This window comes from Pseudomonas batumici (genome assembly GCF_036585405.1).
Taxonomy (GTDB): Bacteria; Pseudomonadota; Gammaproteobacteria; order Pseudomonadales; family Pseudomonadaceae; genus Aquipseudomonas; species Aquipseudomonas batumici.
This window is the reverse complement of record NZ_CP144470.1, coordinates 1,553,679-1,573,948: the sequence shown is the minus strand read 5'-3', so window position 1 is coordinate 1,573,948 and position 20,270 is coordinate 1,553,679. Positions and strand designations below refer to the sequence as shown.

Below are 20,270 nucleotides of genomic sequence, written 5' to 3'. Positions count from 1 at the left end.
CTTTTGCCGGATCTTGGCGAGTGGGGGGCGTGAAGCCAATCTCTGTGGGAGCGGTTTCGAGATTCAGGTTATTCGGCCGGTTGTTCCGCGGTAGTCCCGGCTTCCTTCAAACCTTGTCGTACCCGGTTGACCAGCGTGACCAGCAGCAGCGCCGCCATCAGCGCGAACACCCCATTTATCCATTGGGCGTTGATCAGGCCGAAGGCAACAGCGGTGGCGATAACGCCCAGGGCGAAGGCGCGATCGCTCTTGCCCATGGGACCGTCGTAGCGCCGCGAGGCACCGATCATCGGCCCCAACACACCGGCGTATTCGCTGAACAGCGCCAGCAGGGTGACCAGCAGCACCGTCAGCAGGCTGACCTCGGGTAACAGGGCAAACGGCAGGATCAGCGCGCTGTCGGCGACGATGTCGCAGAGTTCGTTCAAGTAGGCGCCGAGCTTCGATTGCTGGCCGAACTCCCGGGCGAGCATGCCGTCGATGGCGTTCAGGGCCATGCGCAGGATCATCCACAGTGGGATGATCAGGAACACCCAGGTGTGCCCGGCGAAGGTCGCGACCACGGCGCCCACCAGCAAGGAAATCACGGCGGCGCTCAGGGTGACCTGGTTGGCGCTGGTGCCATTGTCGAAGAGGCGCCGGACCACAGGCCGCAGCAGGTTCTGAAAGCGAGGCTTGAGCTGGTAGATCGAAGGCATGGCGGCGACGGTCCTTGTCCGAGGGCGGTGAGCGGGGCCTGGGGCTCCTGCGAGCAGGGGAGACCGCTTATTGGCAAACGGATGGATTATTGCCAGAAATGACGGGGCCTGGCATCAGGTTCCGGATAAAAATGTGTGCGGTCAGGCATATTCAAGAAACAAACCGATTTTTATACGGTGGGCTCGTACGAGCATGGCCCACTCTTACCCTCTGACGTCTCGGTTCTCTTGAGCCTCTGGGCAAGGCGGCACGGTTTTATAGGTGCAGGTTTACACGACTTTCAGCCAAGGCCAGCGAGCCTGATAACTTTTCGCTTTCTGCTCGAACAAATCGGGTTCGCGATGTGCTGGATTGATACGCAGTAGGCCTTGCTCGATATCTGTCAGGCCGTAGGGTGCATAGACTTCACCTGTTGCTACATCCAGCCCGATGCAGGTTCCGGCAATGAGGTAGCGATCAATACCGTCTCTGGCTGAAGTCAACTGAGAATAGTTCCTCCCGAACCGCTGGGTGTACCAAAGGTGGACGCGGGCCTGGTTCTTGATATCGATGTTGACGTCGAGGTCCTGGAAGAGCTGTTGAGTGGCCTGGATGACTTCGTTTTCGGCTTCCCAGGAGAGGTCATTGTCGAAGTAGAAAACGTCGTAATCCTTGACGCCCCAGGCGGGCGGCAGGTCCGAATGCTGATTCCAGATAGCCTGGAACAGACAGCCCGCCGTGAGCATGCATTGACTCAAACCAAGGGAAGGCAAGCGTGAGGCTATTTGAGCGTTTACCGGGTTAGTCATTGCCAGGTTGACCAGGCGCTCGGTCGTCAATGTCATTTTCGTCCCTTTGGTGTAGATCCAGTCCAGGCCGCCGAGAATAGCTCAAAGAGTGCATCAAGCCGGGAGACTTCATCGACGATGATGTCAGGAACGCATGAAAGGGTTGCGAGGCCGGTTGTCGAGATCGTCTCTCCGTAGCCCTGGCTTACAAGCCCTGTTTGGAAAGGCTTGCCTTGAGTGCTTCGGTGATCAGGGAAATCAAAATCGGGCTTGAGCTTGACTGCATGTATTTCCCGATTTTGGATTGTCGCTCCATCACTGTGCCTGCGTATTTTGATGCGCGACCTTCAGAGGCGAGTGATGACAGTTCTTTTGGAGAAAAAGACTTCTCGTAAGCGGTAGCAAGGTTCTCGTCCCATCTAGGCTGGTACTGCGGGAGTAGCGCATTGATCTCGTTCGACAACGCGGTATTGGCGTCGGCAGCCCCCAGCTTTGCAACGAGCATCCCGTAGGTTTGCGTCTGCTTGGCGGCTGACAGTGCAATGGCGGCGAGGTCATCGCCAGCGTGCGATTGGGCAACGAAACTGCGGGCTGCTTCATGAGGCGTTTGAGCAGAGGCTGCATTCGATAGCGCGAGGAGCAATGCGAAGGCGAGGGTGGCACAAAAGGGTTTCGTCATTATCTGGCTACCTGAAGGGTTGCGAATGAGTGCTTCGTCATTTCCTGGACGCTCTCTACAACCAAGCCATCACACCGCCATGCCGTGAGCAGGTACCACGCCGGTGCAGGCTAAAACTGTAAGTCTTGTCCCGGCACTTGGCCGTGGCGCCCTGCGGCACCCGATCTGACTTGGTGTGGGCGGGACTGTGTACGGTTTTTCCGTCCTTATTCGTATACGAGCCGTGCTCGATCAGTTGCGATTCGTCGGGGGTAATTACCTGACGATCGGTATCGGACCTTGCGAAAGCGGGCTGGAAAATCAAACAGGCGGCAAGCGCCAGGTAGGTAAGTTTCATTGGCTGACCGATCCTTGGTGTACAGGGGGGGATTCATACGGGCGTGATTGCCGTATGTTCCTTTCGATTAGGATGGTAGCAATTTAGAATCAATCTTGGTGTTTCGTCGATGCAGCGTCAGGTGTTTTGGCCTGGGTATTGATCGGTTCGAATTCGGTATTGGTCTTCGCCAGCTCGCGTATTCTATAAAGCCTTTTCGTCATAAAACGAGAGGTCTTGTGAGGTAGGGATGACGGATCTGAAAAACGAACTCACGTTGAGCGAAGCGCAACCCGACGAGACCTCTTTACGTCGCCGGTCCCTCTTGGCGGCCTGTAGCGCCCATGCCGTGCATGACGGCTTGACCGACATGATCTATGTGCTGCTGCCGATCTGGCAGGCGCAGTTCGGCATGAGCTACGCACAGGTGGGGATGTTGCGCGGTGCCTATTCCGGAATGATGGCCGGTTTCCAATTGCTGGCGAGCCGGGCCGCCAGGCGCTGGGGACGCGAGCGCTTGCTGGTGGGCGGAACGGCACTGGCCGGCCTGGCCTATCTGCTCGCCGGTCAGGCCGGCGGGTTGACGGTGCTACTGTTGGCGTTGCTGCTGGGTGGGTTGGGCGCCAGCACCCAGCATCCGCTGGCCTCCTCGCTGATTACCGATACCCATGAGGCAGGCGGTGGGGTCAAGGAAGCGCTGTCGCAATACAATTTTTCCGGCGACATCGGCAAGACCCTGATACCGGGGCTGGTGGGCCTGTTGCTGACGGTCGTCAGCTGGCGTGCCAGTGTCACGCTGATGGGTGTGCTTGGCCTGGCAGCCGCCGTGTTGCTGTGGTGGCTGGTTCCGGCACGGGCGCTAACGTCGCTCGGGGCGCGAAAAGCTTCTGCGGCCGTGACGGGGAGGGGCTCTGCCAGCGGACTGCGTGCGTTGCTCCTGACGGGCACGCTGGACAGTGCGGTGCGGATGGGCTTTCTCACCTTCCTGCCCTTTTTGTTGACCAACAAGGGCGCCGGGACGGCGGGCATCGGTCTGGCGTTGATGCTGTTGTTCGTGGGTGGCGCGTTCGGCAAGTTGTTCTGCGGTTATCTGGGCGCGCGTATCGGCATGATGAAGACGGTGTGGCTGACGGAGTCCGTCACGTCGGTGTTGATCGTACTGGCGGTGTACCTGCCGCTGTCCGGCATGATGGCGATGCTGCCGCTGCTGGGGTTGGTCCTGAACGGGACGTCGTCGGTGCTCTATGGCGTGGTGCCGGAGTTGTCGGAGGCGGGCAAGCGCGAGCAGGCGTTCGCGCTGTTCTACACGGGCACCATCGGCGGCGGGGCACTGGCGCCGGTGCTGTTCGGGGGACTGGGGGACGTGACCGGAATCCCGGTCGCGGTGATGACCCTGGCGGCCACGGTGCTGATGACGCTGCCATTGTCCTGGTGCGTACAACGAGCCCTGGACCGCTGAAAGCACAGTATTCCCGCCGGGAATGCGCGCATGAAAATCGTGCATTTCATTTATGCCGTCGAATCTCGTAGCGTGTCCTTTCCCACCTATGGATATGGAGATGTGTCGTGAGTGATTCCCGCCTGAAACTGTACGTTGACGCTCAATTCACCAGCCCTTATGCCCTGTCGGATTTTGTGGTGCTGCGGGAAAAGGGCATCGACTTCGAAGTGATTCCGCTGGACCTCGACACATTGGAAAACCAAGCCGATGGCTATGCCAGCCTGTCGCTGACCCAGCGGGTGCCCACCCTCGTGCATGGCGACTTTGCCTTGTCCGAGTCCTCGGCGATTGCCGAGTACCTGGAAGAAACCTTTCCGCAGGTGCCGGTTTATCCGCAAGACCGTCAACAGCGCGCGAAGGCCCGGCAGATCCAGGCCTGGTTGCGCAGTGACCTGATGCCTATCCGGCAGGAGCGCTCCACCCTGGTGGTGTTCTATGGCATCCAGTCGGGTCCCTTGTCGCCAGTGGCCGAGGCGGCGACGCGCAAGTTGTTCGCGGCTGCACAAGCGCTCCTGGCGGATGGTCGCGAGAACCTGTTCGATCAATGGTCGATTGCCGATGTCGACCTGGCGCTGATGCTCAACCGCCTGGTCCTCAACGGTGACACCGTGCCAGCCGTGCTGGTGGAATACGCGCAGCGCCAATGGCAGCGGGCTTCCGTGCAGGAGTGGGTCAGGTTTCAACGTCCTGCGCTGTAGTGGGCAACATTGCGCAGAGCCAGCAGGAATCGGTGCTTATCGTTTCCTGACGACAAACGCTATGGCCAGGGCGCTGACAACCAGCACCAGTGCCGTGGCGAAGGTCGCCCGCAAGCCGCTGGCGACAGCCTCGGGAGACGCGTTGGCGATGTCGGCGGCCTTTGAGGCGAACGTGAACACCGCACCCAGCACCGATGCCCCGGTAATCAACCCGAGATTGCGCGACAGATTGAGCAGGCCGGAGACGACGCCTCGTTGCTGAGTGCCGACTTCGCTCATGACGGTGGTGTTGTTGGACGCCTGGAACAGGGCATAGCCGAAGGTGACAACGATCAGCGGGCTGATGTAGCCGCCCAGGCCGAGTGTTTGCGGCAACAGCGACAACGCGAGGCAGCCGACTGCCATGGCCATCAACCCGACAGCGGTCATGCGCTGTGCGCCAAAGCGATCCGCCAGCCGGCCTGCGGGCACCCCGGTCAACGCCGAGACACAGGGGCCGACCGAGAGTGCCAGCCCGACCCCTGCCGCGTCCAACCCGAGCCCTCGCGCCAGATAGAACGGGCCGACCACCAGCGTCGCCATCATCACCGTCGAGACCAGCGCACTCATGGCCAGGCTCCCGCTCAACCTGAGGTCGCGCAACATCGCCAGGTGAATGAGTGGCGAGGCGACCTTCGTCTCGGCGAGCACGAACAGGCCAAGGCCGAGGACTGCCGCGGCCAGCAGGCCGATATTGAGCAGGCCGAAGTGGCCGCGTCCCAAGGTCATGGCCAATGCATAAGTCGCCAACGTCAGCGCCAGCAGCAGCGTGCCCAATGGGTCGAAACCACTTCGTTCGGGCCGTGTCCCTTGACGATCCTCGGGCAGATGGCGGTAGCTGAGCACAAACGTCAGCACGCCCAGCGGCACGCTGATGAGGAAGAGCGCACGCCAGCCAGGCCCGGCGAGCAGGAAACCACCCAGCGACGGGCCCAAGGCGGTGCCGATGGCGGACAGGGTGCCCAGCAAGCCCATGGCACTGCCGGTCCTGGCCTTCGGCACCGTCTCGCCGACAAACGCCAGGGTCAGGGCCATCATGATTGCCGCGCCGAGGCCTTGCAGCGCCCGGGCGGCGATCAGCAGGCCCAGCGTGGGGGCGAAACCGCACAGCGTCGAGGCCAGGGTGAAGAGGACGATGCCGGCCAATAGCAGGCGGCGGCGACCGGTGAGATCGCCAAGCCGGCCAACGCTGACGATCAGGGTGGTGATCGTCAGGAGGTAGGCGAGGACGATCCATTGCACATCCTGGAAGGAGGCGTCGAACACCTGTGCCAAGGTGGGCAGGCCGACATTGGCAATGCTGGTGCCCAGGGACGACAGCAGCATGGACAGCGACAAGCCGGCCAGTGCCCAGCGCGCCGATGGTGGGTGTGGTGCATTGTCCGTCGCGAGCCCATCTTGTCCTGCAATGATCGGTTTCATCCTGACTCTCTTTCGGCCGCTCCCAACGTGGAGCTGTCAGAAATCTACGCCGACGCCTAACATGGCGGAAGGCGCAGCATTTGCACTGTACTCGTGCGTTTGACGCGCTATCCGATCAAGCCATGCCACGGAGTGGTCCATGTCCACACCCGATCTCAATCTGCTGGTCACCCTGGATGTGCTGCTGGCCGAAGGCAGCGTTGCACGCGCGGCCCGGCGCTTGCACTTGAGCCCCTCGGCAATGAGTCGAGCACTGGCGCGCTTGCGGGAAACCACCGGCGACCCACTGCTGGTCAGGGCCGGGCGCGGTCTGGTGCCCACGCCCCGGGCGCTGGAATTGCGCGAGCGGGTCGCTCGGTTGGTGCAGGACGCCGAAGCGGTGCTGCGACCTGCCGGGCACTTGGACCTCAAGCAACTGGTTCGCACCTTCACGTTGCGTACCCGTGACGGTTTCGTGGAGAACTTCGGTCCTGCGCTGCTGGCCCGGATCGGCGAAGAAGCGCCCGGGGTGCGCCTGCGTTTCCTGCAGAAGCCGGACAAGGACAGCGCGCCACTGCGCGATGGCAGTGTCGATCTGGAAACCGGTGTGGTGGGTAGCAGCCAGGGGCCGGAGCTGCTGACCCAGGCGCTGTTTCGCGATCGTTTTATTGGCGTGGTGCGCCGGGAGCATCCGCTGAGTCAGGGGGAGATCACCCCGGCCCGCTATGCGGCCGGCCAGCATATCGGCGTTGCGCGGCGGGAGCTCGACAAGGGAGCCGTCGATGAGGCGCTGGAGCGGCTTGGGCTGTCGCGGGAAGTGGCCACGTTCGTCGCCGGATTTTCGACCGCGCTGTCACTGGCCCGGTCCACCGATTTGATTGCCACAGTGCCCGAACGCCACACCGGCAACCTGCGTACCCGCATGCACAGCTTTGAACTTCCGTTCTCGCTGCCGACGTTCACGGTGGCCATGCTCTGGCATCCGAGGCTGGATGCCGATCCCGCGCATCGCTGGTTGCGCGGGTGCCTTCGGCAAGTGTGTGCGCAGCTGGAGTGAATCAGTTCAAGCTGGTTTTGATCAGCATGTCATAAGCCAGCTTGAGCACGGGAACGCTGATACAGACGAGCAGGATGCCGAGCTGCCAGCGCAGGATCTTGTTCTGTGAGTCCATTTCTGCAATGGATATCTGGAATTTTGCACCCTGTTCTGTAATGGCGGATCGCAGTTCTACACCTTGTTCCTTGATGGACGCCCGCAGTTCTGCCCCCTGTTCTTGAATCATCGTGCGAAGTTCGGTACTCACGGAACGAAGTTCGTGACTCAAGGAGCGAATCTCCACACTCTGATCCTTGATCATGCCGCGCAGCTCCGAGCTCAACTCCGTGATCGTGCCGCGCAGTTCTGAGCCCAACTCCGTAATCGTGCCACGCAGTTCCGAGCCCAACTCCGTAATCGACGCCTGCAAGTGTGTCTCGGTTCGGAGCAGATCAGATTTTGTCGCGAATTTTTCCATATCCGACTCCCAGGCATTCACAACCGCCTTGGCCTTGTTCGGGGGGACGCTGATGGCCGTCAGCGCGTCGTATAAGTTCATCGATAGCTTCATCGTATCTCCTGCAAGGGACAAGTGACCAGAAGGCACCACCTGACGGCAGGCTCCCGTCAAAAGCGAGGACTGGGCAGGCGCTGTCGAGGACAGCGGTCCGGATTCAGATAATCGACGCAAAGCTATTGAGTGGAAAGTCGGACATTTCCTATGGAATGGCAGGACCAGGCCTGGCTTTTTGAACGCCAATCAACGTGGCTGCCAGGGAGGCAGCCAGCCGCCGATCCGCGATTGAGCTTAGTCGTCGTGCAGCATGCTGGTGCCGTACTCACGGAAGCTGCTGCCCAGGTTCGAACCGCCAAAACTCTGGGTGACGGGTTTGCTGTCGTAGTGTTGATTGCAGCTTTCCGTATAGCAGGCACTGTTGGTGGTCATCGTGCTCGTACCGGAGCAGGCGCTCAACAGCAGGGCGCTCAGTGCCAGCGCGACTTTGACGAGGTTCGGCTTCATGGTTCGGTTTCCCCAGGCTGGATGCAATGTACGGATAAGGCCTTTGCCATCTTACGCCGCTTGAGCGCGCGGCTGGATGAAACATTTCGCCGGTGGGACAAAAGGCTGGCCAGGGGAGTTTTCTTCAATACCGCTGACTGTGCGCATGGGTACCTTCAGCCCGACATCCATTCATGCGGAAGGTAGACGATGAGCGTTCTTGTTTCCATGGCGGCCTTTGCGCTGGCCTCTTCCATCACGCCCGGCCCGGTCAATATCGTGGCCCTGAGTTCCGGTGCGCAGTTCGGCTGGCGCGCCAGTCTGCGACACGTGACCGGCGCGACCCTGGGCTTCACCCTGTTGCTGGTGCTGATCGGCCTCGGGTTGAATGAACTGCTGTTGTTCGTGCCGAGCCTGACCCGGGGGATCCAGTTGGCCGGCGTGGCGTTCCTGTTGTACATGGCCTGGAAGCTGGCCGCCGACGATGGCTCCCTCAATACCCGCCAACCCGGCAAGCAACCGACGATGACGCTCGGCGCGGTGATGCAGTGGCTCAACCCCAAGGCCTGGCTGGCCTGCGTGGCGGGGATGGGGGCGTTTGTGGCCAATGGCGAGGCGCGGTTGGTGTGGCAGTTTGCGGCGGTGTACTTCGTGATCTGCTACAGCTCGATTGCCTGCTGGGCGTTTGCCGGGACCTTTTTGCGTCACTATCTGGACAACCCCAGGGGCATGCGTCTGTTCAACCGGCTGATGGCATTGTTGCTGGCGCTCAGTGCGATCTACCTGTTGCTGCCTTGAGGCGGATCAGCCGCGATACTGCCCTGGTGTCGCGGCCAGGTGTTGCTTGAAGGCCCGCTGGAAATGCGCTTGGTCGGCGAAGCCGGCCTCCAGCGCGACGTCGGCGATCAGGCCGCCACGGCGCAGGCGATTGCGGGCGTACTGGATGCGTCGGTTGACGAGGAAGGCGTGGGGCGTCATGCCGTAATGCTGCTTGAAGGCACGGGTCAGGTAGGACGCCGACAACTGCGCGGCCTGGCAGATGTCCTCCAGCTTCAAGGCTTCGGTGCAGTGTTTGTGAATATAGGCCGCGGCCCGTTCGAGCTTTTGATTGATCTCCCGGGCCGGCCGTGGCGCCGGGTTCAGGCGGTGTTGCAACAGGGTGAAGAACTCGACGAGGGCACACTGTTTTTCCAGGAGCGCGAGGTCGTCGTCCACCAGGGTCTCGTACAGGCTGTTCAAGCCCGCATAGAGTGCCGGATCGGTGGTATGTGGGGTGGAAAAGGCCCGAAAATCCAGATCCTGGCTGAACCCCAGTTCATGTTGCAGTGACGTCAGCCAGGGTGTTTCGACATAGAACATGCGATAGGCCCAGGGCTGGTCGTCAATGGGGTTGCAGGCATGCACCTCGCCCGGATTCATGAGCACCACGGTGCCGGCGGCGACCCGCCATTGATTCTGCTCGTTGATATAGGTGCTCTGGCCGTGGGTGATCGCCCCGATCGAGAAGTGTTCGTGGGAATGCCGGGAATAGCAGACCTTGCGACCGTCCTGGATCGAGCGGGCTTCGATGAAGGGCAGGCGTGCGTCCCGCCAGAAGTAGGGGGCCTTGTCATCGGGAGCGGCTGGGGAGGCTTTGCTCATTTTGCGGGTCCGGTGCGGGATGTTGGGGGCAGTGACTGACCTGTAGGAGCGTAGCTGGGTCCTACAACAGAAGCCGAAGCGGTTCCGGTCTTTCCAGGGTTTGCCAAGCCTGGGCATGAGTCGCCTCGGTTGCGGTCAGCCAAAGGTCGGCATGAGGCTGCAAGGGTTCGGACGGCCACTCCAGTATCTCTTTCAAGGCGATCTTCACACGAGTACCCGGGTCGGAGCCATCCCTCAGGTCCCAATCCGCTTCGAACTGGCGCAAGTGCAGGGCGTCGGCGCCAAAATCGATGAAGTGTGGTCGGTTGCCCAGCCAGCCGGGGGCCGTGCGCAAGGTGCGTGCCTCGACGTCCAGCAGCAGAAGCTTCCAGGCGCGGCGAGTGTAACTGTCGGCGAAGTCGCGGTGGTCGAGGTACAGCCGGGTCAACGCCAGGTAGCGTCCCTTCGGCGACCAGGCCATGGATGGCGCCAGATCCGACAGGGCGCAGCCGGAGGCGGTCAGCAGGTGCCCGCCGAGGCGGGCGATATGGCCTCGGCCCAGGTCGTCGCCGTATTCGGTGGTGCTGCCGAACAGCCAAGCGGCGTCCTGGCCGGTTGGGGATGGCTGGATAAAGTCGCCTTCGGCGGTGGCGATCTGTGGCTGGTGAACCTGCCGCCAAGCGGGCAAGTCTTGCAGGCCGTCCGCAGCGACTTGCAGCCTGTGCAGTTCGTAGTAGAGGCGCGAGTCTTCTCGGTACCGGCAGAACTCGGCGGCTTGGGACGCTTCAGGGGCGGCTTCGGTAAACCGTTGCAACGGCGTGCTGGCGACGTCCCGGGGCAGGCGTCCGACAATCACCGCTACGCTCAACATCGCGGCGCGGAAATCCACCAACCCGGCTACCCGCATCGGCGGGCTGTCGATCAACCGACGTTGCCGGGGATCGGCGACCACCACACGGTCGGGTATCGCAGGATGCGGGGAGAACGGCACCAGCGCCAGGTAGCGGGAACAGTCGCTGACCCGATGGTCCAGGCGCCAGAGGCCGGGCAGGGTCCAGTCGCCGATCCGGCACTGATAGCCGACGGACTCGTCCTGATCGACCTGTTCCTGGCTGAAACAGGCCCGTAGGCCATCCAGCAGCGGCTCCGACTCGATTGTTACGCTCGCCTCGCTCCCGTCGCTGTCCAGCGGCAGGACCAGGCGGGTGCGAGGCCGCTTCCATTCGGCATTCTGCTCGCGGCCCAGAGGGTCGTGGCCGACCAGGATTTGCGAGTCGCTGTGGATACCCTGTAACTGGTAGCCGAATCGCCCGTTGTCGGGTTGCGACAGGGGCAGGTAGCTCTCCAGCCAGACCTGTTGCCCGTCCAGCGCCAGCGGATCGCTCCAGTATCCGCCGGGGCCTCGGTCATCGCTGCTCCAGGGACTGCGCAGTGCCCGCCAGCCGCGATCCTGCTGCCAGAGCCAGAGTGGTCGGTGCGGCTCTGACGGTTCGAGCGTGCGGGCGATACACACCAGGCTGCGGCTGTCGGCGCTCCAGACGATCGCTGTCTGGGCGGTGATCAACAAGGGGGCGGGGACGCCGTCCAGGCTGAGCCGGTAATCGGGATGGTTGATCGGTGCGGTCGGCTGGTCCAGTTCCCGCAGGCTGACAGGCAGGGTCAACTGGCCCTCCAGCAGATGCCGGCCATCGGGGGAGCGAAATTCGATCTGTTGCCGGGCCAAGGCCTGTTGCCAGTTCGCGGGCTCCAGCCAGAGATCGCTGACCGGCAGCAGGTCGATGGCTTCGGCGTCTTTCAACAGGTCCTCTAGGGAATGCTGGTGGGCGCCATTGTCCACCAGCGGGCTGTAACGCCCGCCCAGGCCTTGCTCGTTGAAGGTGTCCAGTTCCCAGAACTGGTCGGCCCGGCAGCGATAGAGGCGCCGCAAGGGACGATCGAGGATCACCAGGCCCCAGTTGCCGCGCGACGGAATGGGGGCGGCGAAGTAGCGAGCGTCGCTGGAAAAGCGTGCCGAGGCGCCCAGCCCTTCGAGCAGGATGCCGTCGGGAAACAGGTAGTCGCACATCACCGGGCCACCCATGGCGATTTCGCCCTGGTTGAACACCCTGATCGGCTCGCCTTCGGGCGTCAGCGTCGGTTCCTGGCCGCCCCAGGCGCTGGCACCGTTGCCCGGGATCGGGTTTTCCGTGGTGGGCGTCACCAGGCCCAGGCGTCTTTCCCAGAGGCTCACGCAAGCCAGCCCGGGGAGAATCGCCAGGAAGGCGGCCGCGATACTCCAGTATTCGGGCAGTGCCCGCCCGAGGCTGAAGCCCAGGCCGAAGACCGCCGAGATCATCAGTCGGGCAAAGGCCCGTCCGCCCTTGGGCCAACCGAGCTTTACGCAGGCCCACATCCCTGCGGCGCAGGCGAAAACCACGGCCAGGGCGAGGGCGGGGGGAAGGATCGTCACGAAGAAAATCGGCACCAGCAGAACCAGGAGCAGCCACAGCAGCTCGAGCAGCAGGCGGCCGATGTTCTTGTTCTCGCGGGTAGGGTTGCGTGCGGCGCTCACGGATGACGTCCTGTACGGCGGAGGCGGAGCGCGATTATGCAGGTTTGGGTGCGCGGCGGCACCTGCGGGCTTATGGCGGCGGGTTTGACTCCGCTTGCGGCGGATCGAGTAAGGCCGTCGAGGTCACATCACTGCCAGCGAGGCAGACCGGCGGACCCAGTTCGGCCATGTGATAGACCCGCACGAACAGGCACTCAAGCACAACAGCACGTGGCCCGAAGAGTCGGGCCACGGTATCAGGGCTTACTTTGCCGCTTCGGCGCGGCTCTTGAGGTTCTTGTCAGCCTTGTAGCGCAGGGCCACATCCGGCACTTCGCCGCTCTTGCCGGTTTCTATCCAGTTGCGGATCCGGCTGGCATCGGCGAAATGGGTGTACTTGCCGAAGGCATCGAGAATCACCAGGGCCACCGGACGGCCGCCCATGCTGGTCACGAGCACCAGGCAATGACCGGCCTGGTTGGTGAAGCCGGTCTTGGTGATCTTGATGTCCCAGTTGGCTTTATTGACCAGGTGATCGGTGTTGTGAAAGCCCAGGGTGTAGTTGGGCTTGCGGAACGCCACGGTCTTTTCCTTGGTGGTGCTCAGCTCGCTCAGCATCGGATAGTGACGTGCGGCCATCAGCAGCTTGCTGAGGTCGCGGGCGGTGGAGACGTTGTGGATCGACAGGCCAGTGGGTTCCACATAGTGAGTGTGGAGCATGCCCAGGGACCTGGCCTTGGCGTTCATCGCCGCGATAAAGGCTGCATAACCGCCCGGGTAATGGTGGGCGAGGCTGGCCGCCGCACGGTTTTCCGACGACATCAGGGCGATCAGCATCATTTCCTTGCGCGACAGCTCGCTGTTGAGCTTGACCCGGGAGAACACACCTTTCATTTCCGGGGTATCGGCGATGTTCACCGAGATGTACTGGTCCATCGGCAGCTTGGCGTCCAGTACCACCATGGCGGTCATCAGCTTGGTCACCGAGGCGATCGGCACGACCACGTCCGGGTTGCTGGAGTAGAGGGGCTGGTTGGTCTGCAGATCGATGACCAGGGCGCTACCGGAAGCGATTCGCAGGTGATGGGGGTCACGGGAGGTGGAGCCAGTTTCGCGGGCTTCTACGTTGGGGGTGATAACGGCGCCTGCCAAGACAAAAAACAGGCCGAAAATGGAATGACGAATGTTCACGCGGGTGGACTCGCAAAAATATGATGGGTAAGCCGTTGGCAACGGGTCGTTCTGAAAAAAATCGTTACATTTTATGAATATAGTTCAGAAACTTGCCACACCTCTGTAGATCCTGGGCTTAACTGACACAAAATTTACGCTTGTATCGTCGAACCCATTCTCTCTTCGAGCTTTCCGATCTCCGTCCAATCCGTGGTTGAGTTCAGCCAGCGCGCATAGGCTGACAAAAGGACCTGAATGCTGTGCCCTAGCTGGCCGGCAATGAAGGTTGGGTCGGTGCTGGCCATGAGACATATTTTAGCTCAGGTAGGGCGGCGGTTGTATGGATTGCAGCCCTTATTTTCAGGGCTGCAGCGCCTGATTGTGTATCCGGCTTGACATGTTGTGGTGCCAACCTTGTGCACCGATTAGCATCGGGTCAATCCAATGATTCAGGAGTCCGGCAATGCCGAAGAGTTTGATCAGCAGGGATTACCTGCCCATGGTGGCCTGGGCGGGGATGGTGGCGGTCCTGTTGCTGGGATTTGCATTTTTTCCGAAATCGGCGGACTGGTATGGCTGGGTCCAGGCGGTGGGCTTGATTGTTGGCCTGATGATGGCCATCAGTGTGCCGGCGATCCAGCGCAAGCAGGAGTTCCAGGAACAGCGTAAGCAACGCCGTGAACACGACGTGGGCTATGCGCGGCGGCTGCACTATTTCGGCATCGAGCTGCTGGATCTGCTGGGACGCATCAGTGCCAATCTGGCTCACTTGCGGGCCACGGATCGGCATCGCTGCCAGCGCAACCTCGAGGATTTCCTGCACCGTCTGTTCGAGTCGCACAAGCATGACCTGAACGACGATCGGATCGTCATCAATCACGAACTGCGCCAGGTGACCCAGGCGCTGATCGATGAGCTGGAAAGTGGGCGCAGCGACCGCGTGGTGATGACCGAGCTGGAAAAGCGCCTGCAGAAGCTCACCCATCGTGCCCAGGTCAATGCCGCACTGGCCGAGCGCGGCTGATGCGCGCGAGCCCATAAAAAAGCCCGCAACGAGTGCGGGCAAAGGGGTGTGCGGAGCAACGCACGTTTCGGGAATCTTGGCGCGGTCAGGCGCTCAGGGCATGCAGGTCCAGGCTTTGCGACGAAGCCTTGGCCGCCGGCAGCGAGGTGAACGGTCCGCTGACCGGGACACCGTCTCGGACCAGGTACCAGCAGGCGAGCAGGCCCAGCTCTCTGAGCGAGGCGGGAACGGCGCTGCCGATAACGGACATGATTTGAATCTTGGCCATGAGGACCTCCATCGATCTATGGAGCTACCTTATAGGCCCGACCGTGTTCGAGGAAAATCATCGCGCTCGATAGTGGACATCGACGAGATCGACAGGCGGTAAAGAGGGGGACGTCAGTCGACGACCTGATCCAGCATCTTCAGCACTTCCTGCTCATTGAGCAGCCCCTTGCGGACCAGGTTTTCGGCCAGCAACGAGAGAAATTTGGCCGTGCGGTGGCCTTCGAGCTGCTTGAGTTCGGTGAGGGCGCTATAGACCTTGCTCGAGGTGCAGAGTCCAGCGGTGCGATGTGGGTGCTGCGTAGGCATGGCTCGTCCTTGTTCTTATCATTTAGCCTGATCTTGCTGATCAGGTATGGCATAAATATGACAATCGTATTAACGCCCGTCCTGGGCGACGACAGGTTACATCATGCCTTTTATCGAGGGCGCGTGGTTGTCTTGCCTGCGACCTTTGATGGTGTAATTCAGACATCGCAAAAAAAGCCCCACTCTTGCGAGCAGGGCCTGGGTATTGCGACTGTCGATTACCAGCGTGGGCCGTCGTGCCAATGATGCCGGTGTTCGTAGTACACCGGACGGCCATAGTAGCCGCCCTGGACGTAGACGGGAGCCGGCTGGACATAGACCGGTGCGGGTTGGACATAGACCGGAGGCGGCTGTTGGACATAGACCGGAGCCGGTTGTACATACACCGGCTGCTCGACGTAGGCCGGGCGGCTTACCATCGAACCGACGATGGCTCCGCCGATCACGCCACCCAACAAGGCAGGGCCGACCCAGTTGCCGCCGTGGGCAGAGGCCTGACCTGCGACAGCGAGTGCACCAACGAGCAAGGCTATCTTGGGGATTGTACGAATCATGATTATTCCTCGGGTTCCAACCCCAGCGCTTGTTGTCTGCAATAGACTCAAGGACTGTCGCGGGGATACTTCTATGACAACGACTTTTTGAAAAACTGCGAAGTCGTTGAGTAAATTTTATGTAAGGTTCCTGGCGTGGCTTCCATACAGCTGTCCGAGGCAGGTGCCAGAGCCTTGCAGCGGGCGTCTATGATCGACGAAAGTTGGGTAAATGCCTAATCCCATTTGTCCGAAACACCCTTCAGGAGATGAAACATGCAGATGAACCCCAACAAAGACACCCAATTGTGCATGTCGTTGTCGGGGCGCCCCGGGAATTTCGGCTTGCGTTTCCACAATCACCTTTATGAACAACTAGGGCTGAACTTTTACTACAAGGCTTTCAGCAGCCAGGACCTGCCCGGTGCGGTCGCTGGGATCCGGGCCCTGGGCATTCGTGGCTGTGGGGTGTCGATGCCGTTCAAGGAAGCGTGCATCGCCCTGGTGGATGAGTTGGATGCGTCCGCCGCGGCGATCCAGTCCATCAATACCATCGTCAACACCGCCGGCTACCTGAGGGCCTACAACACCGACTACATCGCCATTGCACAGTTGCTCGACAGCCATGCGGTGCCCAAGGAGATCACCTTTGCGCTGCGGGGCAGCGGTGGCATGGCCAAGGCCGTGGCGTCGGCCCTGCGCGACGGCGGTTACCGCAATGGCGTGATAGTGGCCCGCAACGAAGTGGCGGGCCGGGCGCTGGCACAGAGTTGCGGCTATGAATGGCAGGCGCAATTGGGGGCGTTGCGCCCACGGATGCTGGTCAATGTCACGCCGATCGGCATGAGCGGTGGTCCGGAGGCGGATCAATTGGCGTTCGAGGCCGCGGCGGTGGACGCCGCCGAGACGCTGTTCGACGTGGTCGCGGTGCCCTCGGAAACCCCGCTGATTCTGCGGGGCAGGGCCCAGGGCAAGCATGTGATCACCGGGCTCGAGGTCATTGCCATCCAGGCGTTGGAACAGTTCGTGCTCTACACCGGTGTGCGACCCAGCGAGGAGCAGTTCCAGAAAGCCGTGGCGTTTGCGCGCAGTTGAAGACCGGCGGGCGGGTTACTCCAATCGTGCCAGACGCTCTTCAAGCGCCGCGATCCGCGCTTCCAGTTCTTCGATGCGCTCCACGGACACGGCGCCGCTCGCACTGCGTTCCGGTCCTTGCTGACGGGCCGCGAGGATCGCCTCGATATCCGCCGGGTCGCCCAGGGCGTGGGTGTAGCGGTCTTCCCGCTGCCCGGACTGGCGTGGAATCAGCAGGGCCAGGCCACGGGCAATCAGGCGCTCCAGCTGGTGCACGACCTGCTCGCTGTCTTCGAAGTCATGCATCCGGCTGCTGCGGGTCAACAGTTCGTTGACCGTTTGTGGACCCCGCAGGAACAGCAGGCCGATCAACACGACCTGGGCCGGCACCAGTTCCAGCGTCTTGTCGACCCGGTGTTCCCAGCGGTCTGCGCGGCTGCCCATCACCAGGCGAGTGAAGCCGCGGCCTTCCAGGGCTCGCAGGCTCTGGCCGACCTGGCCCTGGCTGAGGTTTGTCACGGGCTCGCGGCTGGTTTTCTGGTTGCAGGCCAGGACCAGGGCATTGAGGGTCAGGGGATAGGTTTCCGGGCTGGTGGCCTGTTTTTCGATCAGGGAGCCCAGGATGCGAATTTCCGTGCTGTTCAACTGGGGTTGATCGACGGAAGTCTCTTGCTCGCTGCCCATTGTGCGTTTCCCTTTGCGTAGAAAGGTCACCAGCGTAGGGCCTTCACCCGTAAAAAGACAAGCCGCGATGAGCTTCACCCTGGCTATAATCGTGCGGCTTCACTCCTGCCATTTTCACTGCGAGATCCTCATGACCATTTCCCTGTACGCAGCTTCCATTCCGGTTTTCAAACAAATGCTCAATGCCTTGAGCGACGTTCTGAACAAGGCCGAAGCCCACGCGGCGGCGAAGAACATCGATCCGAGCGTTTTCGTACAAGCCCGCCTGGCCCCTGACATGTTCCCGCTGAACCGTCAGGTGCAGATCGCGGTCGATTTCGCCAAGGGCGTTTCCTCGCGTCTGGCCAAGATCGAAGTGCCGTCCTACCCGGACACCGAAACCACCTTCGCCGAATTGCAGGCGTTGATCAGCAAGGTGCTGGCTCACCTCGACAGCATCACTGCGGCACAGATCGACGGCAACGAAGGCATCGAGATCGTGACCCGTCCGGGCACCCCGAAAGAGAAGCGCTTCAGTGGCCAGGCCTACCTGCTGAGCTACGGCCTGCCGCAGTTCTTCTTCCACGTGACCACTGCCTACGCGATCCTGCGCCACAACGGCGTGGAAATCGGCAAGCGTGACTACATGGGCGCGTTCTGATTTCGTTGCCGGTTCACTTCTGACTCACCGGTAATCTTGTGGCGAGCGGGCAAGCCCGCTCGCCACGAACCTTCTGTTACAGTGATCGCTTCCCCTCTGTTTGCACCTCTTATTCAGCGGGCCTTCGGGCTATCGCTGGCGTTGTCGTTTCTGGAGTGATTCATGTTGTTGCCCATCCTGCTGTTGTCAGCCGCCGGATTCACCGTGCTGACGACGGAGTTCGTCATTGTCGGCCTGCTGCCGTCGATTGCCCGTGACCTTGACGTCAGCATTCCCCAGGCGGGCTTGCTGGTGACCTTGTTCGCCTTTACCGTCGCCGCGTTTGGACCCTTCCTGACCGCGTACTTTTCGCGTTTCGAACGCCGGCGGCTGTTCATCAGCATCCTGGTGATGTTCGGCCTGGCCAACACGCTGGCGGCGCTGGCGCCGAATATTGGCGTCATGGCCATCGCCCGCCTGCTGCCGGCGCTGGGGCTTCCGGTTTTCTGGGCCCTGGCCAGTGAAACGGCGGTGGACATCGTTGGCCCCGACTACGCCGGGCGTGCGATCGCGAAAATCGGTTTCGGCATCGTCTGTGCGACGGTGTTCGGGATTCCTGTCGGCACCTTGATCTCCGACGCCTGGGGTTGGCGCAGCGCCTTTGCGATCCTGGCGGGGGTGGCCCTGGTCAAGGCCCTGCTGCTCTGGCGTTACCTGCCGGCCACGCGCCTGCACCTGGAGCAAGTGTCCTTGCGTTCGCAGTTCGGCATCCTGCGTCGTCCGCTGATGATCGGCCATGTGCTGCTGTCGATCCTGGTGTTCTGCGGCATGTTCACGGCCTACACCTACCTGGCCGACATCCTCGAGCGCCTGGCCGGTTTCAACGGTACGGTGGTCGGCTGGTGCCTGATGGGCTTCGGTGCGGTGGGGCTGATCGGCAACTCCCTGGGCGGGCGCATGGTCGACCGCCATCCGCTGATCGCTTCGATGGTGTTCTGCGCCTTCATGATCGGTGGCATGGTGGCCCTGGTGCCGAGCATTCACTCTATCCTTGGCCTGGCGGCCGCCCTGGGCGTCTGGGGCGTGACCCAGGCGGCCCTGTTCCTGATCAGCCATGTGCGCCTGATGAAGGCCGCGCCCCATGCGCCGGCCTTCGCGGCGTCGCTGAACATTGCCGGTGGCAACCTGGGGATTGGCCTGGGGGCAATGGTCGGCGGTCGGGTGATCGACAACCTGGGTCTGGGCAGCCTCGGTTTTGCCGCCGCCGGCTTTATCCTGCTGTCGATCCTGCTGGCGCTGGCGCTGATGGGGGCCAAATCCCGTACGGTCTGCGCCTAGTTCTCCAGCGTTGTAAAAAGCTCGCGTCGAGCCCCCTCGGTGATGGCGACAATGCCGGGGTGCTTGACCTTGCGTTCCACCGAGATCGCGTAGAACGACTCGCTCACCGCCTCGGTCTGGCCGATCAGTTCGACGCCGTACTGCCGGCACACTTCCTCGGCGATCACGCTCGGTGCGATGAAGATCCCGCTACCGGATTGGCCGAACGCCTGCATCAGGGCACTGTCGTCGAACTCACCGACTATCCTCGGATGCAGTTGCTGTTCGGCGAACCAGCGCAGGAGGCGGCTGCGAACCACGCTTTCCTGCCCGGGAATCAGCAGCGGTGCGCCGTGCAGGCAGCGCGGAAAATCATCGGCATGCCGCGCTGCCAATGAGGACGTGGCAAAAAAGCTGACCCCGCATTCCCCCAGTTTCCGGCTGTAGCCCTTGATGTCCAGATGGCTGGGCATGGGGCTGTCGGAAATCACCAGGTCCAGGCGCTGGATCGCCAGGTCGGCGAGCAGGCGTTCGAGCTTGTCTTCGCGACAGGTGATACGGATCGGCTCATCCAGCTCCATGGTCGGCGCGATCAGGCGATAGACGATGGATTTGGGCACCACATCCGCAACCCCGACCCGCAGCAGCCGCTGCTGTTCGTTCGGCTGGGTCTGCAGCATGGCTTCCAGTTCGTTGCCCAGTTGGAACATCTGTTCGGCGTAGGGCAGGACCCGGCGCCCGGCCTCGGTCAGCTCCAGTTGCCGCCCGGCCTTGCGAAACAACTCCACGCCAAAGGTCTGTTCCAGCAGGCTGATCTGGCCACTGATGGTCTGCGGCGTCAGGTTCAACTGCTCACAGGCCCTGGCAATGCTGCCGGTCCTGGCCACGACCCAGAAATAGTGAAGCTGGCGATAGTTGAGCATGGAGGGCATCAGTTCGTTAAAACCGAAGTATAGCGCTTAAAAATACGAATTTTCCTGAAGT

23 protein-coding genes are annotated in these 20,270 nt (G+C 61.6%); 8 read left to right on the top strand and 15 right to left on the bottom strand.

All coding sequences use genetic code 11. The features are described from left to right. Nucleotides 1–68: 68 nt before the first annotated feature. The 4 genes from NUH87_RS06875 to NUH87_RS06860 all read right to left on the bottom strand — a co-directional run bounded on the left by NUH87_RS06875 (nucleotide 69) and on the right by NUH87_RS06860 (nucleotide 2,482). Nucleotides 69–698, bottom strand: coding sequence for a CDP-alcohol phosphatidyltransferase family protein (locus NUH87_RS06875; RefSeq protein WP_338525348.1), 630 nt, complete (start codon nucleotides 696–698; stop codon nucleotides 69–71). Between the two features lie 270 nt (nucleotides 699–968). Further along, the gene (locus tag NUH87_RS06870) at nucleotides 969–1,523 is read right to left on the bottom strand and encodes a nucleotidyltransferase family protein (protein WP_338525347.1); all 555 of its coding nucleotides are present in this window, start codon (nucleotides 1,521–1,523) and stop codon (nucleotides 969–971) included. Between the two features lie 148 nt (nucleotides 1,524–1,671). Next, nucleotides 1,672–2,145 (bottom strand): hypothetical protein, encoded by a 474-nt coding sequence (locus tag NUH87_RS06865; protein ID WP_338525346.1) that lies wholly within the window; start codon nucleotides 2,143–2,145, stop codon nucleotides 1,672–1,674. 55 nt (nucleotides 2,146–2,200) lie between these two features. Continuing rightward, nucleotides 2,201–2,482, bottom strand: coding sequence for a DUF3761 domain-containing protein (locus tag NUH87_RS06860; protein ID WP_338525345.1), 282 nt, complete (start codon nucleotides 2,480–2,482; stop codon nucleotides 2,201–2,203). A gap of 229 nt (nucleotides 2,483–2,711) precedes the next feature. Here NUH87_RS06860 and NUH87_RS06855 point away from each other — a divergent pair, with 229 nt between their 5' ends. Beyond that, nucleotides 2,712–3,920, top strand: coding sequence for an MFS transporter (locus tag NUH87_RS06855; RefSeq protein ID WP_338525344.1), 1,209 nt, complete (start codon nucleotides 2,712–2,714; stop codon nucleotides 3,918–3,920). A gap of 107 nt (nucleotides 3,921–4,027) precedes the next feature. Next, nucleotides 4,028–4,660 carry a glutathione transferase gene (gene yfcF / locus NUH87_RS06850; protein ID WP_338525343.1) on the top strand — a complete coding sequence of 211 codons (633 nt, stop codon included), beginning with the start codon at nucleotides 4,028–4,030 and terminating at the stop codon, nucleotides 4,658–4,660. Nucleotides 4,661–4,696: 36 nt separating this feature from the next. On the opposite strand, the gene NUH87_RS06845 is transcribed toward yfcF, so the two are convergent. Next, entirely contained in the window at nucleotides 4,697–6,121 is a 1,425-nt protein-coding gene (locus NUH87_RS06845; protein WP_338525342.1) for an MFS transporter, read from the bottom strand. A gap of 139 nt (nucleotides 6,122–6,260) precedes the next feature. On the opposite strand from NUH87_RS06845, the gene NUH87_RS06840 reads away from it, so the two are divergent. Then, entirely contained in the window at nucleotides 6,261–7,157 is an 897-nt protein-coding gene (locus NUH87_RS06840) for a LysR family transcriptional regulator (protein ID WP_338525341.1), read from the top strand. A 1-nt stretch (nucleotide 7,158) separates the two neighbouring features. Here NUH87_RS06840 and NUH87_RS06835 read toward each other — a convergent pair whose 3' ends face one another. Further along, nucleotides 7,159–7,707: a DUF503 family protein gene (locus NUH87_RS06835; RefSeq protein ID WP_338525340.1), complete on the bottom strand. Its 549-nt coding sequence runs from the start codon at nucleotides 7,705–7,707 to the stop codon at nucleotides 7,159–7,161. Nucleotides 7,708–7,944: 237 nt separating this feature from the next. Continuing rightward, a complete protein-coding gene (locus NUH87_RS06830) occupies nucleotides 7,945–8,157 on the bottom strand; it encodes a hypothetical protein (protein WP_338525339.1) in 213 nt (70 codons plus the stop codon). A 189-nt stretch (nucleotides 8,158–8,346) separates the two neighbouring features. On the opposite strand from NUH87_RS06830, the gene NUH87_RS06825 reads away from it, so the two are divergent. After that, a complete protein-coding gene (locus NUH87_RS06825; protein ID WP_338525338.1) occupies nucleotides 8,347–8,934 on the top strand; it encodes a LysE family translocator in 588 nt (195 codons plus the stop codon). Nucleotides 8,935–8,940: 6 nt separating this feature from the next. Here NUH87_RS06825 and NUH87_RS06820 read toward each other — a convergent pair whose 3' ends face one another. From NUH87_RS06820 to pbpG, 3 genes are all read right to left on the bottom strand, one after another. Then, entirely contained in the window at nucleotides 8,941–9,777 is an 837-nt protein-coding gene (locus tag NUH87_RS06820; protein ID WP_338525337.1) for an AraC family transcriptional regulator, read from the bottom strand. Between the two features lie 61 nt (nucleotides 9,778–9,838). Beyond that, the gene (locus NUH87_RS06815) at nucleotides 9,839–12,307 is read right to left on the bottom strand and encodes a hypothetical protein (RefSeq protein WP_338525336.1); all 2,469 of its coding nucleotides are present in this window, start codon (nucleotides 12,305–12,307) and stop codon (nucleotides 9,839–9,841) included. Between the two features lie 243 nt (nucleotides 12,308–12,550). Continuing rightward, nucleotides 12,551–13,477 carry a D-alanyl-D-alanine endopeptidase gene (gene pbpG, locus NUH87_RS06810; RefSeq protein WP_338525335.1) on the bottom strand — a complete coding sequence of 309 codons (927 nt, stop codon included), beginning with the start codon at nucleotides 13,475–13,477 and terminating at the stop codon, nucleotides 12,551–12,553. Between the two features lie 445 nt (nucleotides 13,478–13,922). On the opposite strand from pbpG, the gene NUH87_RS06805 reads away from it, so the two are divergent. Continuing rightward, nucleotides 13,923–14,483 carry a hypothetical protein gene (locus NUH87_RS06805; RefSeq protein ID WP_338525334.1) on the top strand — a complete coding sequence of 187 codons (561 nt, stop codon included), beginning with the start codon at nucleotides 13,923–13,925 and terminating at the stop codon, nucleotides 14,481–14,483. An 85-nt stretch (nucleotides 14,484–14,568) separates the two neighbouring features. On the opposite strand, the gene NUH87_RS06800 is transcribed toward NUH87_RS06805, so the two are convergent. The 3 genes from NUH87_RS06800 to NUH87_RS06790 form a co-directional block, all read right to left on the bottom strand. After that, nucleotides 14,569–14,751 (bottom strand): hypothetical protein, encoded by a 183-nt coding sequence (locus NUH87_RS06800; RefSeq protein ID WP_338525333.1) that lies wholly within the window; start codon nucleotides 14,749–14,751, stop codon nucleotides 14,569–14,571. A gap of 113 nt (nucleotides 14,752–14,864) precedes the next feature. After that, the gene (locus NUH87_RS06795) at nucleotides 14,865–15,059 is read right to left on the bottom strand and encodes a hypothetical protein (protein WP_040069612.1); all 195 of its coding nucleotides are present in this window, start codon (nucleotides 15,057–15,059) and stop codon (nucleotides 14,865–14,867) included. Nucleotides 15,060–15,277: 218 nt separating this feature from the next. Then, complete coding sequence (locus NUH87_RS06790; RefSeq protein WP_338525332.1) at nucleotides 15,278–15,613, bottom strand: hypothetical protein; 336 nt, start codon at nucleotides 15,611–15,613, stop codon at nucleotides 15,278–15,280. Nucleotides 15,614–15,868: 255 nt separating this feature from the next. Here NUH87_RS06790 and NUH87_RS06785 point away from each other — a divergent pair, with 255 nt between their 5' ends. After that, nucleotides 15,869–16,687: a shikimate 5-dehydrogenase gene (locus NUH87_RS06785; RefSeq protein WP_338525331.1), complete on the top strand. Its 819-nt coding sequence runs from the start codon at nucleotides 15,869–15,871 to the stop codon at nucleotides 16,685–16,687. Nucleotides 16,688–16,702: 15 nt separating this feature from the next. Here the strand turns inward: NUH87_RS06785 and NUH87_RS06780 are convergent, their stop codons facing one another. Beyond that, on the bottom strand, nucleotides 16,703–17,350 hold the full coding sequence (locus NUH87_RS06780; RefSeq protein ID WP_338525330.1) for a YceH family protein: 648 nt from the start codon (nucleotides 17,348–17,350) through the stop codon (nucleotides 16,703–16,705). A 130-nt stretch (nucleotides 17,351–17,480) separates the two neighbouring features. Between NUH87_RS06780 and NUH87_RS06775 the strand changes: the two genes are divergently transcribed. Together NUH87_RS06775 and NUH87_RS06770 are read left to right on the top strand one after the other, a co-directional pair. After that, nucleotides 17,481–17,990, top strand: coding sequence for a DUF1993 domain-containing protein (locus tag NUH87_RS06775; protein ID WP_338525329.1), 510 nt, complete (start codon nucleotides 17,481–17,483; stop codon nucleotides 17,988–17,990). 162 nt (nucleotides 17,991–18,152) lie between these two features. Then, the gene (locus NUH87_RS06770; protein WP_338525328.1) at nucleotides 18,153–19,307 is read left to right on the top strand and encodes an MFS transporter; all 1,155 of its coding nucleotides are present in this window, start codon (nucleotides 18,153–18,155) and stop codon (nucleotides 19,305–19,307) included. Here the strand turns inward: NUH87_RS06770 and nhaR are convergent. Beyond that, nucleotides 19,304–20,209, bottom strand: a complete 906-nt coding sequence (nhaR, locus tag NUH87_RS06765) for a transcriptional activator NhaR (protein WP_338525327.1) — start codon at nucleotides 20,207–20,209, stop codon at nucleotides 19,304–19,306. The two genes, NUH87_RS06770 and nhaR, sit on opposite strands and share 4 nt — an antisense overlap. Nucleotides 20,210–20,270 lie beyond the last annotated feature (61 nt).

Bases quoted from the DNA above. Each gene is read 5' to 3' on its own strand.
- NUH87_RS06875 (WP_338525348.1), bottom strand. From the start codon at position 698: ATGCCTTCGATCTACCAGCTCAAGCCTCGCTTTCAGAACCTGCTGCGG.
- NUH87_RS06870 (WP_338525347.1), bottom strand. From the start codon at position 1,523: ATGACATTGACGACCGAGCGCCTGGTCAACCTGGCAATGACTAACCCG.
- NUH87_RS06865 (WP_338525346.1), bottom strand. From the start codon at position 2,145: ATGACGAAACCCTTTTGTGCCACCCTCGCCTTCGCATTGCTCCTCGCG.
- NUH87_RS06860 (WP_338525345.1), bottom strand. From the start codon at position 2,482: ATGAAACTTACCTACCTGGCGCTTGCCGCCTGTTTGATTTTCCAGCCC.
- NUH87_RS06855 (WP_338525344.1), top strand. From the start codon at position 2,712: ATGACGGATCTGAAAAACGAACTCACGTTGAGCGAAGCGCAACCCGAC.
- NUH87_RS06845 (WP_338525342.1), bottom strand. From the start codon at position 6,121: ATGAAACCGATCATTGCAGGACAAGATGGGCTCGCGACGGACAATGCA.
- NUH87_RS06840 (WP_338525341.1), top strand. From the start codon at position 6,261: ATGTCCACACCCGATCTCAATCTGCTGGTCACCCTGGATGTGCTGCTG.
- NUH87_RS06835 (WP_338525340.1), bottom strand. From the start codon at position 7,707: ATGAAGCTATCGATGAACTTATACGACGCGCTGACGGCCATCAGCGTC.
- NUH87_RS06830 (WP_338525339.1), bottom strand. From the start codon at position 8,157: ATGAAGCCGAACCTCGTCAAAGTCGCGCTGGCACTGAGCGCCCTGCTG.
- NUH87_RS06825 (WP_338525338.1), top strand. From the start codon at position 8,347: ATGAGCGTTCTTGTTTCCATGGCGGCCTTTGCGCTGGCCTCTTCCATC.
- NUH87_RS06820 (WP_338525337.1), bottom strand. From the start codon at position 9,777: ATGAGCAAAGCCTCCCCAGCCGCTCCCGATGACAAGGCCCCCTACTTC.
- NUH87_RS06805 (WP_338525334.1), top strand. From the start codon at position 13,923: ATGCCGAAGAGTTTGATCAGCAGGGATTACCTGCCCATGGTGGCCTGG.
- NUH87_RS06800 (WP_338525333.1), bottom strand. From the start codon at position 14,751: ATGGCCAAGATTCAAATCATGTCCGTTATCGGCAGCGCCGTTCCCGCC.
- NUH87_RS06795 (WP_040069612.1), bottom strand. From the start codon at position 15,059: ATGCCTACGCAGCACCCACATCGCACCGCTGGACTCTGCACCTCGAGC.
- NUH87_RS06790 (WP_338525332.1), bottom strand. From the start codon at position 15,613: ATGATTCGTACAATCCCCAAGATAGCCTTGCTCGTTGGTGCACTCGCT.
- NUH87_RS06785 (WP_338525331.1), top strand. From the start codon at position 15,869: ATGCAGATGAACCCCAACAAAGACACCCAATTGTGCATGTCGTTGTCG.
- NUH87_RS06780 (WP_338525330.1), bottom strand. From the start codon at position 17,350: ATGGGCAGCGAGCAAGAGACTTCCGTCGATCAACCCCAGTTGAACAGC.
- NUH87_RS06775 (WP_338525329.1), top strand. From the start codon at position 17,481: ATGACCATTTCCCTGTACGCAGCTTCCATTCCGGTTTTCAAACAAATG.
- NUH87_RS06770 (WP_338525328.1), top strand. From the start codon at position 18,153: ATGTTGTTGCCCATCCTGCTGTTGTCAGCCGCCGGATTCACCGTGCTG.
- nhaR (WP_338525327.1), bottom strand. From the start codon at position 20,209: ATGCTCAACTATCGCCAGCTTCACTATTTCTGGGTCGTGGCCAGGACC.